The sequence below is a fragment of the Empedobacter brevis genome (assembly GCF_965118635.1).
GTDB classification, from domain to species: Bacteria; Bacteroidota; Bacteroidia; order Flavobacteriales; family Weeksellaceae; genus Empedobacter; species Empedobacter brevis_A.
In genome coordinates this window covers 392,318-405,063 of the sequence record NZ_CBCPHV010000003.1, presented here as the reverse complement: position 1 = coordinate 405,063, position 12,746 = coordinate 392,318, and the positions used below count along the sequence as shown (strand labels likewise).

Annotated in this window: 14 protein-coding genes; 12 read left to right on the top strand and 2 right to left on the bottom strand. The window is 31.3% G+C overall.

The window, feature by feature from the left end:
- On the top strand, nucleotides 1-420 hold a 420-nt coding region (locus ACMHJW_RS06390; protein WP_413532577.1), incomplete at its 5' end, for a LytR/AlgR family response regulator transcription factor.
- Nucleotides 421-1,512: 1,092 nt separating this feature from the next.
- A complete protein-coding gene (locus ACMHJW_RS06385) occupies nucleotides 1,513-2,652 on the top strand; it encodes a M24 family metallopeptidase (protein WP_413532576.1) in 1,140 nt (379 codons plus the stop codon).
- Between the two features lie 33 nt (nucleotides 2,653-2,685).
- Here ACMHJW_RS06385 and aroC read toward each other — a convergent pair whose 3' ends face one another.
- Both aroC and ACMHJW_RS06375 read right to left on the bottom strand, forming a co-directional pair.
- Nucleotides 2,686-3,750 carry a chorismate synthase gene (gene aroC / locus ACMHJW_RS06380; RefSeq protein WP_413532585.1) on the bottom strand — a complete coding sequence of 355 codons (1,065 nt, stop codon included), beginning with the start codon at nucleotides 3,748-3,750 and terminating at the stop codon, nucleotides 2,686-2,688.
- Between the two features lie 15 nt (nucleotides 3,751-3,765).
- Nucleotides 3,766-4,839 carry a 3-oxoacyl-ACP synthase III family protein gene (locus ACMHJW_RS06375; RefSeq protein ID WP_413532575.1) on the bottom strand — a complete coding sequence of 358 codons (1,074 nt, stop codon included), beginning with the start codon at nucleotides 4,837-4,839 and terminating at the stop codon, nucleotides 3,766-3,768.
- 124 nt (nucleotides 4,840-4,963) lie between these two features.
- Here ACMHJW_RS06375 and ACMHJW_RS06370 point away from each other — a divergent pair, with 124 nt between their 5' ends.
- From ACMHJW_RS06370 to ACMHJW_RS06325, 10 genes are all read left to right on the top strand, one after another.
- A complete protein-coding gene (locus ACMHJW_RS06370) occupies nucleotides 4,964-5,527 on the top strand; it encodes a hypothetical protein (protein WP_413532574.1) in 564 nt (187 codons plus the stop codon).
- A 25-nt stretch (nucleotides 5,528-5,552) separates the two neighbouring features.
- Complete coding sequence (gene ubiE / locus ACMHJW_RS06365; protein WP_413532573.1) at nucleotides 5,553-6,293, top strand: bifunctional demethylmenaquinone methyltransferase/2-methoxy-6-polyprenyl-1,4-benzoquinol methylase UbiE; 741 nt, start codon at nucleotides 5,553-5,555, stop codon at nucleotides 6,291-6,293.
- A 26-nt stretch (nucleotides 6,294-6,319) separates the two neighbouring features.
- Entirely contained in the window at nucleotides 6,320-7,114 is a 795-nt protein-coding gene (locus tag ACMHJW_RS06360; protein WP_413532572.1) for a porin family protein, read from the top strand.
- 35 nt (nucleotides 7,115-7,149) lie between these two features.
- Nucleotides 7,150-8,289 (top strand): acyl-CoA dehydrogenase family protein, encoded by a 1,140-nt coding sequence (locus tag ACMHJW_RS06355; protein ID WP_413532571.1) that lies wholly within the window; start codon nucleotides 7,150-7,152, stop codon nucleotides 8,287-8,289.
- Nucleotides 8,290-8,415: 126 nt separating this feature from the next.
- Nucleotides 8,416-9,276 carry a fumarylacetoacetate hydrolase family protein gene (locus tag ACMHJW_RS06350; RefSeq protein ID WP_413532570.1) on the top strand — a complete coding sequence of 287 codons (861 nt, stop codon included), beginning with the start codon at nucleotides 8,416-8,418 and terminating at the stop codon, nucleotides 9,274-9,276.
- A gap of 344 nt (nucleotides 9,277-9,620) precedes the next feature.
- A complete protein-coding gene (gene rplM, locus ACMHJW_RS06345) occupies nucleotides 9,621-10,076 on the top strand; it encodes a 50S ribosomal protein L13 (RefSeq protein WP_019975767.1) in 456 nt (151 codons plus the stop codon).
- A gap of 9 nt (nucleotides 10,077-10,085) precedes the next feature.
- Nucleotides 10,086-10,472, top strand: a complete 387-nt coding sequence (gene rpsI / locus ACMHJW_RS06340; RefSeq protein ID WP_413532569.1) for a 30S ribosomal protein S9 — start codon at nucleotides 10,086-10,088, stop codon at nucleotides 10,470-10,472.
- Nucleotides 10,473-10,596: 124 nt separating this feature from the next.
- A complete protein-coding gene (rpsB, locus tag ACMHJW_RS06335) occupies nucleotides 10,597-11,343 on the top strand; it encodes a 30S ribosomal protein S2 (RefSeq protein WP_413532568.1) in 747 nt (248 codons plus the stop codon).
- Nucleotides 11,344-11,457: 114 nt separating this feature from the next.
- The gene (tsf, locus tag ACMHJW_RS06330; RefSeq protein ID WP_413532567.1) at nucleotides 11,458-12,282 is read left to right on the top strand and encodes a translation elongation factor Ts; all 825 of its coding nucleotides are present in this window, start codon (nucleotides 11,458-11,460) and stop codon (nucleotides 12,280-12,282) included.
- Nucleotides 12,283-12,410: 128 nt separating this feature from the next.
- Nucleotides 12,411-12,734 (top strand): T9SS type A sorting domain-containing protein, encoded by a 324-nt coding sequence (locus ACMHJW_RS06325; RefSeq protein WP_413532566.1) that lies wholly within the window; start codon nucleotides 12,411-12,413, stop codon nucleotides 12,732-12,734.
- Nucleotides 12,735-12,746: the final 12 nt, after the last annotated feature.

The following is a 12,746-nucleotide window of genomic DNA, read 5'->3' as shown; positions in this document are numbered from 1 at the left end:
TTAGAAAGTTTTAATTTTCATGTTGTGGATTATTTATTAAAACCGATTACAAAAGAACGTTTTGATGCTGCAATAAAAAAGTATTTCGATTTTTTTTATACAACATCAACTAAAAATAATTCGACTTATTTATTTGTAAAAGCAGATGGAAAACAAATAAAAATTAATTTTTCGGACTTAATTTATGTTGAAGGTTTGAAGGATTATATTCGTATTCATACCAAAACTGAAAAGCTATTGGTATTAGAAACTATGAAGTCTTTTGAAGAGAAATTACCTGCTAATTTTAGAAGAATTCATCGTTCGTATATCATCAATCTAGACTTCTTAACTTCAATCGATGGAAACTCTATCCATCTCAATAATAAAATATTACCTATTGGAGAAACATACAAAAAAGATTTATTTCGCACATTTTAGAAACATTCAATCTATTCCAATAAACATCTTTTATTTTACATCTATTGGAAGTATAAGGGAAGCATAATCTACAATCATACCTTTTTAATCTTATTCATTTACTCAAAAAAAGGTTTTATACAATATCTAGAAAGGCTTTGTAGTAAAATTTTATTTTTATTTATGGGTATTTATTATATACGAAGATATATGGATAATATTTCACTTTCAATTAACAAAACAACAAACTATAAACAAATTGAAAGTGTTAAAAATCAATCACTTATATCATAAAATAAATAATTACCTATATTTTTTTTATAATTTTACAGCCAAATCTAAAATGTATGAATTCAGCCAAATTTAAAATAACGAAAAGGAGTTTGTTTTTTTGGACTAGCTTTAATTAATGGAATATCATTTGCTCAAGTAGGAATAAACACCGATAAACCTACAAATAGCCTAGATATTAATGGAGACCTAAGGGTTCAAAAAGTTGATGCCCCTACTAATAATGAATTATCGTATCCTGTTGTTGTAAATAAAGATGGTGTTTTAAAGAAAATAACTTCTTCAACTAATAACAACTTTTCTTTCAATTATTTAGAATTTAAAATCAATAATGTTAGCTTAGATTATATTAGTAATTTTGATACTAAAATTCCTGCTAATGAATACACTTTAGTAGTAGTAGGTTCTCAGTTTAGAATAGGAAATTCAACAAGTGCATTTATATATAGCACTTACGCAAATTCATACAATCCTCTAAATGTTTATACTTTTATCCAAGATGGAACATGGAGAATTTATGCAGACTATGCTGGAGGAGCACCTAAAGAAAACGGCAATTGGTCAATTAATACAATAGCAATAAATAAAAATGTTATTCAAACTTTAAATGTAAACCCGGTAAATTTAAATGGAAGAACAACAGGTTCTCTTGATAAGAAGCCAGATGGTTTATAATTGATACAATTATTTATTTCTAAACTAGTAAAAAAACTACTATTTGAGAGAAAAATATTTCCAATATTTTTTACTTAAATTGCTGTAATCTATATCAATTAGAAAATATTTTATATCTTTAAAACACCAATCTAAATATTAAGTATTATGAAAATATCAACCGAAGAATACAAAAACAGAATACAAAAAATAAAATCTATATTAGCACAAGAAGATATAGATACACTTATAGTTTCTGAAGAAGAGGAAATTTTCTATTTGACGGGATTAACTTATAAAAGTTTAGAAAGAATTTTTCTACTTTTAATCACCAAGGATAAAGTAAAATTTATTTTACCTAAAATGGAATATCCTCACTTAAAACATGTTTCTAATGTTGATGAAATTCTTTATTATTGGGAATATCCTGCCCAATCTCCTGATCGTTGGCAAGATTTATTACTAAAAGAAATTCCTAGCGGCTCTGTAGTCGGTTTATCTAGTAAATCTCCTTTCGAAATAGGAAACTTTTTACTAGAACAGCAATATCCTACTAAATTAAGTCATATTATTGAGCAGTTACGTTGGATAAAATCTGATAAAGAAATTGAATTAATAAGACATACATCAAAATATTGTGATAAAGCTGTAGATATTCTTAACCAAAAAGCATATTATGGAATGCCCGAATATGAAGTTTTATCAATTGCGAGTCATATTCAAGCAAGCTTAATTAAAGAAGGCGAGTTTGACTTATCTTCTGAATTATTAATTGCCGCTTGGCCAAGTCGAATTGCTTTTCAACCACATGGTGTTCCTAGAATTGATGATGTACTTATAGAAGGAACTCACATAAGTTTATCTTTTTTTAGAATTAATGGCTACGCTGCAGAATTAGAAAGAACTTTTTTTACTTCTGATCCAACAAACGAACAAAAAGAGGTCTTCGAAATAATGTTAGAAGCTAGAAAAAAGAGTTATGAAATATTAAAAGCTGGAGTTATAGCTGAGGATATTGATTATGCTTCAAGAAATTTTATAAAAGAGAAAGGTTTAGGTGATAATTTATTACACAGAACAGGACATGGAATTGGTTTAGGCAATCATGAAGGTCCTTATTTGGCTGTTGGAGACAAAACAGTTTTAGAAGAAAACATGATTGTAAGTATAGAGCCTGGTATTTATATAGAAGGAGTTGGAGGTTTTAGACATTCTGATACTGTACTCATCAAAAAAGATGGATATGAAATTTTAACCAATTGTGTTGATAAATTAGAAGATTTAATTCTTAAGAGAAATAAAGAGTAAAAAAAATCACGGTAAACTTTTACCGTGATTTTTTTATATATTTCTTGTTCGTTGTATTAGTAACATATCAGCTAAAACCATCGCAGCTAAGCTTTCTACAATAGGAACAGCTCTTGGCACTACACAAGGATCGTGACGACCTTTTCCATGCATTTCTATCATTTCGCCATTTGCATTCAATGTAGTTTGTTCTTGCATTAATGTTGCAACCGGTTTGAAAGCTACTTTGAAATAAATATCCATTCCATTTGAAACGCCACCTTGTATTCCTCCAGAATAATTGGTTTTTGTTGTTCCATCTTGATTGAATTGATCATTCATTTCAGAACCTTTCATAGATGTAGAAGCAAAACCTTCTCCGTATTCAAAACCTTTCACAGCATTTATCGATAACATGGCTTGTCCTAAACGCGCATGCAATTTATCAAAAATTGGTTCACCTAAACCAACAGGTACATTTTGAATTACGCAAGTTACTTCTCCACCAATTGTATCACCTTCTTTGCGTATTTCTTTGATTCGATCAATCATTTTTTCTGCCATTTCTAAATCTGGACAGCGAACTGCTGTTTCCTCAATTTTAGAAAAATCCAATTCAGAATAATCATTCGTCAATTTCAATTCTCCTACTCCACTTACATATGCTGTAATATTGATATTTGGAATTACATGCTTTGCAACAGCTCCACCTACAACCCAATTTGCAGTTTCTCGAGCAGAAGTTCTTCCTCCACCTCTATGATCTCGTACGCCATATTTTGTTTCGTATGTAAAATCGGCATGAGAAGGACGAAAAACACCTTTGATATGATCGTAATCGTGTGATTTTTGATTATCATTCGGAATAATAAAACCGATAGAGGCACCTGTTGTTTTTCCGTCAAAAATTCCTGAAAGAAATTGTACTGTATCAGGTTCTTTTCGTTGCGTGACAATTGCAGATTGTCCTGGTTTACGACGATCTAATTGTGCTTGAATCCAATCAAAATCTAATTCGATTCCACTTGGAACGCCATCAATTACTCCGCCAATAGCTACACCATGACTTTCTCCAAAAGTTGAGATTTTAAATAATCTTCCGAATGTATTCACAATAATTTATGTGTTATATTTTTATTTCTCGAATTGGTAAATTACCGCATTAATGTTCATTGTTGCTCCTACAGAAGCTAAAATAATTTTATCATCTGCATGAAATTGATGAGGAGCTAATTCTCCTTTTTTAATCAAATCAAACATTGTAGGAACAGTTGCTACAGATGTATTTCCTAAGAATTGAACCGTCATTGGATCTATTTTTTCTGGAACTGAAACGCCATATAATTTATACAAACGTTCTATCATGGCATGATCCATTTTTGCATTGGCTTGGTGCAATAAAATTTTATCTATATCTGTAATTGATAAATTAGTTTCATCTAACAATTCTTTGATTGCTGGTGGAACGTTTTTTAATACAAATTCGTAAACTTTACGACCTTTCATATTAATTGTTTTAACCGAACCTTTGAAATCTGGATTAACAGAAACATTATTTGTTAAGTAAGCTAATTCATCTCCTGTATAACTTAATGTTTCATGATTTAAAATTCCATATTTATAATCTGCTTCTTTCGCTTCTAAAACTACTGCTCCTGCTCCATCTGCAAAAATCATAGCAGATCTGTCATGTGGATCTACAGCACGAGATAAAGTATCTGAACCGATTACCAAAATTTTCTTTGCAATATTGCTTTGAATAAATTGATGAGCTAATATCAAAGATTCTATCCAACCTGGACAACCAAAAGTCATATCATAAGGTTTACATTTTAGGTTTTTAATTCCTAAATTATGTTTAACCTTTGCCGAAATTGATGGCATAATATCTATTTGATGACCAACAGGATCTATATCACCAAAATTGTGTCCAACGATAATATAATCTAATTCTTCTGGATTAACACCAGATTCTTCAATTGCTTTTTTAGCTGCAAAAGTTGCGATGTCAGAATTTAATAAATCATCTTCTACATATCTTCTTTCTCTGATTTCTGTAATTTCCTCAAATTTGCGCGTGATTTCTTCACCAGTTTTTTCTAAACGATTTCCAGTTTCGTCATAAAATTCGTGGTTAATAAAATCTTCATTCGTAACAATTCTATTTGGTAGGTAGTGTCCAGAACCTGTAATTACAGAGTTTATCATATTAATATTGTTCAATTTTAATAATAAAAATAATAGCGACAAAGTTACACATTTCATTAAAATAGTAATGAAAAATATGTAATAACTCATACCGAAATTAATAAAGTATAATTAATTTAGCAGCATGAAAAAAAATTCTTCATTAATTGGTCTTTTAATTGTCTGTGGATTAATTGCTTTAATCGTTATTATCTATAATTCTTTTTTGAATAAAAAAGACGGATATGTAATTGATAATCCATCAAACAAAACCTTGACAATCAAAATTAACGATAAAGATTTTACAATTGCACCACAACAAAATGCACGAGTGGAATTGAAAAAAGGAAAAACACATATTGTTTATAATTTTAATAACAAAAATGTAGATACAATTGTAAATATTACAAGAGCTAATGGCTTTATAAATCCTGCTCGCCAAGAATATTACACATTTACTCGACCTTATGGAGTTAGAAAAAATAAGGATTCTATCTTTTTATCAAATAACATTGCAATAGAAAACAAAATATATCACGGAATCATCGAAAAATCTTCTCAGTTATACATCGAAAATTTTTACTACAACATCGATCAGGATTATCCTAAAATGTTTATTAAAAGTGCAGGTAGCGAAAAAGCTACAGATTTATCAAAAATATTTAACAAAGAAGATTTTAAACAATTCTATTTCGAAAATTACGAATAAGATTTAGATTTTATAACTTTACAAAATGGCAAATCATCAACACGATGCTGTAACTCCTTACGAAGCATCAGATTTAAATAAAAAGAAACAAGTCGAACAAATGTTCGATAATATTTCCCCTAAATACGATTTATTAAATCGTGTTTTATCTATGGGAATCGACATTCAGTGGCGAAAAGATGTCATCAAAATGGTAAAAGCTTCTCATCCTAAAACGATTTTAGATATCGCAACAGGAACAGGAGATTTAGCTATTATGATGGGGAAAAATACCGATGCCAAAATTACTGGATTGGATTTATCTAACGGAATGTTAGAAGTTGGTCGCAAAAAAGTAAAAGAAGCTGGATTGGAAAATCGTATCGAAATGGTACAAGGAGATTCAGAAAATTTACCTTTCCCAGATAATACATTCGATTGTGTTACGGTTTCTTTTGGTGTTCGTAATTTTGAAAACCTGGAAAAAGGTTTAGCCGAAATTAATCGTATTTTACGACCAGGAGGAACTTTTATTATTTTAGAATTCTCGTATCCAACTTCATTTCCTATGAAACAATTGTACACGTTTTATTCTAAAAATATTTTGCCTGCAATTGGTAAAATGGTTTCAAAAGACCAAAGTGCATACACTTATTTACCTGACTCTGTTCGTGCTTTTCCACATGGAGAAGAAATGAAAAACATTTTGAAAAGTGTAAATTTCACACAACCTATTGATAAAAAACTTACTTTTGGTATTGCAAGCATTTATAAAAGTATAAAATAAATTTGCTTGTTATTCGTTGAAAGTCTATGAGAAAAAATCTAATCATCGCATTATCGTTAACTGTTGCAAGTATTGCAAATGCACAGTTTCGTCCTAATAATGATAGAAGCGAAAACAGAACTGAAACTGATCAGAAAAAATTTAGTTTTGGATATTTCTTGGGAACTAATATCATGAGTTACAAGATTGTTCCAAAAGCAATTGACAAAACATCACCTACTTATCCAACAACACCTGGGGATGGAGTAAATAAGTATGGTTTGGTTTATTTAGATCAAGAAAGTAAAGCTGGTTTCTCTGTCGGGTTAATCGCAAAAATGCGTGTAAATGATTACATCGATTTAAAATCAGAACCTGGTTTGCATTTTTCTCAACGTATTCTATATTTCCGTAATGCACCATTGGCAGAAACACCAACAGATGATACTAATTACTTAGATGATCCCAATGTAAAACGTGAAGTGAAATCTACCTATGTTGAAATTCCATTATTGTTAAATTTTCATGGAAATCGTTGGTATAATACTCGTCCATATATACAAGGTGGTTTGGGTTATTTGATGAATTTACAATCAAACGAAAATAAAGAAGACGATAATAAAACTGGAGTTTTCAGAACAACAACGAATAACTTTAACTGGCAAGCTGAAATTGGAGTTGAAATTTATTTCAAACGATTTAAGCTAACTCCAGCACTAAAAGGAATGTTCTTCTTTAATAATGAAATTGTCCCTGACAAACCTTCTACAGATCAATATTGGACTGGAAGTTTAAATTCATTATCAACCAGAGCATTTGTTTTTTCTCTGAAATTTGAGTAAAATTAAAATAATAAAAACCATAAAAAAATAATCACATGAATTTTCAATTATCGGAAGAACAATTAATGATTCAACAAGCAGCACGTGACTTTGCTAAAGCTGAATTATTACCTGGAGTTATCGAACGTGACGAAACGTCAACTTTTCCAACAGACGCAGTAAAGAAAATGGGAGAACTTGGATTCTTAGGAATGATGGTTGACCCTAAATACGGAGGATCAGGTTTAGATAGCGTTTCTTACGTAGTTGCAATGGAAGAAATAGCAAAAGTTGATGCTTCGGCTGCTGTTGTTATGTCAGTAAACAACTCTTTGGTTTGTGCTGGTATGGAAAAATATTGTAACGAAGATCAAAAACAAAAATATTTAGTTCCATTAGCTTCAGGTCAAGTAATTGGAGCTTTTTGTTTATCAGAACCAGATGCTGGTTCAGACGCAACTTCTCAAAAAACTACTGCTGTAGATATGGGAGATTACTATTTATTAAATGGTACAAAAAACTGGATTACCAACGGAAGTACAGCTTCTACATATTTGGTAATTGCTCAAACTAACCCAGAAAAAGGACACAAAGGAATCAATGCTTTTATTGTAGAAAAAGGATGGGAAGGTTTTGAAGTTGGACCAAAAGAACAAAAAATGGGAATTCGTGGTTCAGATACACATTCATTATTTTTTAATGATGTAAAAGTTCCAAAAGAAAACCGTATTGGCGAAGATGGATTTGGATTTGCTTTCGCAATGAATGTTTTAAACGGAGGTCGTATTGGTATTGCTTCTCAAGCTTTAGGTATCGCACAAGGAGCTTATGAATTAGCATTAGATTATGCAAAAATTCGTAAAGCATTCAAAACAGAAATTATCAATCATCAAGCAGTTGCATTCAAATTAGCAGACATGGCAACAAATATTACGGCTGCTCGTATGTTATGTTTCAAAGCTGCAGTTGAGAAAGATGAAGGAAAAGACATCTCAATTTCTGGTGCCATGGCAAAATTATTTGCTTCTAAAACAGCAAATGAAGTTGCTTCAGAAGCTGTTCAAATTCACGGAGGAAATGGTTATGTACGTGAATATCATGTGGAACGTTTAATGCGCGATGCAAAGATTACTCAGATTTACGAAGGAACATCAGAAATTCAAAAAATTGTAATTTCGAGAGGAATTGCTAAATAACTTTTTTTGAATAAATAAAAATATATTTATTTACTTAAGACATCTGTTACTGACAGATGTCTTTTTTTTATTTAATCTTGAAAAATCTAATCGTTGTATATTTGCTTCGGAAAAAATATAAAGAAAATGAAAATTTTTAGATTCGGACCGAAAGGTCAAGAAAAATCAGGGATCATTATCGATGGGACAAAATTTGATGTTTCAGCATCAGGAATCGTATATGATGAAGATTTTTTCGGTAATGATGAAAAACAAGAAACTTTAAAAAAATATATTGAGCAAAACATTAACAGTTTGCCTTTAGTTGAAGATGATATCCGTATTGGAACACCTTTAACTCGTCCAGGGAAAATTGTTTGTGTAGGACTTAATTTTGATGATCACGTAAAAGAAACAGGTTTGCAACAACAAGCAGAACCAATTATGTTTATCAAAGCTAATCAATCTTTCTGTGGACCTCAGGATGGAATTATGCAACCTAATGGTTCTACAAAAATGGACTGGGAAACAGAACTTTGTATCATCATTGGTAAAAAAGCAAACAACGTTACAGAAGAAGAAGCTATGAACCATGTTTATGGTTATGCATTAATTAATGATGTTTCTGAACGAGCTTTCCAAACAGAGCGCGGAGGAACTTGGGACAAAGGAAAAGGATGTGATACATTTGCTCCTGTTGGTCCTTTTATTGCTACAAAAGACGAAATTGAAGATGTAAATAATCTACGAGTTTGGTTAAAATTAAATGGAGAATTAATGCAAGATGGAAATACAAGCGATTTTATTTATCGTATTCCTAAATTAATATCTTATTTATCTCAATTCATGTCATTCATGCCTGGTGACATCATTTCTACAGGATCTCCTGCAGGTTCAGGAATGGGAAAAACACCTCAAGTATGGTTAAAACCAGGAGATGTTATCGAATACGGAATTGAAGGTTTAGGATCTACAACTCAAACTATTTTGCCTTTTTCAAAAGATTAAAATAACATATCTGATAACTAAAAAGCGTGCGATTCAAATTTTGAATCGCACGCTTTTCAATTCATTTATTATTTAGTTAACCGATTACATTGTAAAACAATATTTATTCTTCATTAAAATTCATCTTATAGATATATTAGGTAAATTGTATTTCTATTTCGAAAAAATATTGGATATTCAATTAATTAACGTAATTTTGCAAACGTTTCGACAACCATATAAATGGTACAAATCATTCAAAGTGATGAATAATTCCTAAAATCTTTTGGGAAAACAGAATCATTTTGTACATTTGCACCCCGATCGGATTGTCGGTAATTTATAAAATATTAAAAATCAAGATAGTGGACACGTTAAGTTACAAAACTTCATCAGCCAACAAAGAAACTGCTCAAAAAGAATGGGTAGTTGTGGACGCTACTGACTTATCATTAGGTCGTTTAGCGTCAGGTGTTGCGAAGCTTATCAGAGGTAAGCACAAAACAAACTTCACTCCTCATGCAGATTGTGGAGATTATGTAATTGTTTTAAACGCTGACAAAATTCAATTAACAGGTAACAAATGGGATGACAAATTATACATTCGTCACACAGGTTACCCAGGTGGACAAAGATCTTTAACTGCAAAAGAAGTATTTGCAAAAGATCCTGTACGCTTAATCGAAAAGTCAGTAAAAGGAATGTTACCTAAAAATAAATTAGGTAGTAAATTATTGACTAATTTACATGTATTTGTTGGTACAGAGCACAATCATGAAGCTCAACAACCAAAACAAATCGATATTAACGAATATTTATAATCTAATTCCATGGCAATAGTTCATAAAATCGGACGTAGAAAAACATCTGTTGCTCGTGTATACTTACAAGAAGGTAATGGAGAAATCTTCATTAACGGGCGCGAGTTAGCAAACTACTTCCCTACAGCAGTATTACAATACAAAGTAGAACAACCATTTTTAATCACTGGTACGAAAGAGAAATACAATGTAGATATCAAAGTATTTGGTGGTGGAATCACTGGTCAAGCTGAAGCAATTCGTTTAGCAATTTCTAGAGCTTTATGTGAAATTGACGCAGATTTTCGTTTACAATTAAAACCAGAAGGGTTATTAACACGTGACCCACGTATGGTTGAACGTAAAAAATTCGGTCAAAAGAAAGCGCGTAAGAAATTCCAATTCTCTAAACGTTAATTTATTCAATTCATTAAAAAATCCATTTTCCGTTGGTTTAGCATCTAAACAAATAAGGCTAGAATTTTTCGACCACTTATTTGTTGCTTGTTGAGATAACGGAACGTAAACTAAAAAAAAGAAAATGGCAAAAGTAAATGTAAAGGACTTATTAGGTGCTGGTGTGCACTTTGGTCACTTAACAAGAAAATGGAATCCGGCTATGGCTCCTTATATTTTTATGGAGAAAAACGGAATCCACATCATCGACCTTCACAAAACTGCAGTGAAATTAGATGAAGCATCTGAAGCTTTAGGAAAAATTGCTGCATCTGGACGTAAAGTTCTTTTTGTTGCAACTAAAAAACAAGCGAAAGATGTTGTAGCTAAGCATGCTGAAGAAATCAACATGCCTTATATTACAGAACGTTGGCCTGGTGGGATGTTAACTAACTTTGTTACTATCCGTAAAGCAGTTAAAAAAATGAATTCAATCGATCGTATGAAAAAAGACGGTACGTTTGAAACACTATCTAAAAAAGAAAGATTACAAGTTGATCGTCAAAGATTATCTTTAGAGAAAAACTTAGGTTCTATCGCTGATATGACACGTTTACCATCTGCAGTATTTATTGTAGATATCGTACGTGAGCACATCGCAGTAGCAGAAGCTCAAAAATTAGGTATTCCAATCTTTGCAATGGTTGATACAAATACTGACCCACGTCAAGTAGATTTCCCAATCCCTGCAAATGATGATGCTTCTAAATCTATCGATATCATCTTATCTACAGTAGCTGATTCTATCAAAGCTGGTTTATCTACACGTAAAGCAGAAAAAGAAAAAGCAAAAGAAGGTAAAGAAGAAGGAGCTGAAACGAAAGAAGCTTAACATTAACTTGATGATCTATTCATCGATATAATATACCTTGTAGCTCCTATACCATTTTATGGTGTATGAGCTACTTTTATTTAAAATATTAAGAAACAAAATAAAAATATTACTATGAGCTACAAAGCAACAGCCGCTGAGGTAAGTAAATTAAGAAACGCAACTGGAGCGGGAATGATGGACTCTAAAAAAGCTTTAGAAGAAGCTGGTGGAGATTTCGATAAAGCAGTAGAAGTTTTACGTAAACAAGGACAAAAAGTAGCTGCAAAAAGAGCTGACCGTGAGTCTACTGAAGGTGCAGTTATCGCTAAAGTAAATGCTGACCAAACTAAAGGTATCGTAATTGCTTTAAACTGTGAAACTGATTTCGTTGCTAAAAACGAAGCTTTCGTTGCTATGGCAAACGAAATTGCTGACTTAGCTTTAACTGTTAACTCTAAAGACGAATTATTAGCTTTACCATATGCTGGTATTACAGTTGGTGAAAAATTAACAGAGCAAACAGGTGTTATTGGTGAGAAAATTGAAATTGGTACATTCCAAGCAATTGAAGGTGCTATCGTAAATTCTTACATCCACGCTGGTAACAAAATTGGAGCTGTAGTTTCTTTATCTGCTAACGTAGAAGGAGCTTCAGAAGTTGCTCGTGACGTTGCTATGCAAGTTGCTGCAATGAACCCAGTAGCTTTAGACGAAACTCAAGTTGCTCAATCTGTAATTGATACTGAATTAGCTATCGCTAAAGAAACTTTAGTTGCTGAAGGTAAACCAGAAAACATGATTGAAAATATCGCTAAAGGTAAATTACAAAAATTCTTCAAAGAGAATACATTAGTTCACCAAGCTTCAATCAAAGACGGAAAAACTTCTGTTCAAGACGTAGTTAAAGCTGTTAATGCTGACTTAAAAGTAACTGGATATATCCGTTACAGCTTATAATACATTATAATTTTTTATTATATATAAAGTGATGCTAAAATTTAGCATCACTTTTTTTTATTTGGTATATATTTTGAATTGTTTGTTTTATAATTATTTATTTCTATATTTGTTAGGATTAGAAGCATATGAAACACCTTATACTATTTATAACACTTTTTTTATTCACAATAATACCTGCGTCAGCCCAATCGGGATTTGATCAGAATAAATCTTCTTTTAGTATTTATCCTAATCCGGCAAGTGTAACATTGACAATAAAACTTGACAATCCATCAAAGGCAAGTTCTGTTTCTATCTATTCAATTATCGGAAACGAAGTCATGAATAAAAAATTAGATGGTAGTCAGAAAACAAACTTTAACGTACAGAATCTAAGAAAAGGAAAATATATTGTTCGTATTTTTAATGATGATGGAACAACAGAAACTCAAGCGTTAATTAAGAATTAATTTTTTTTTAAA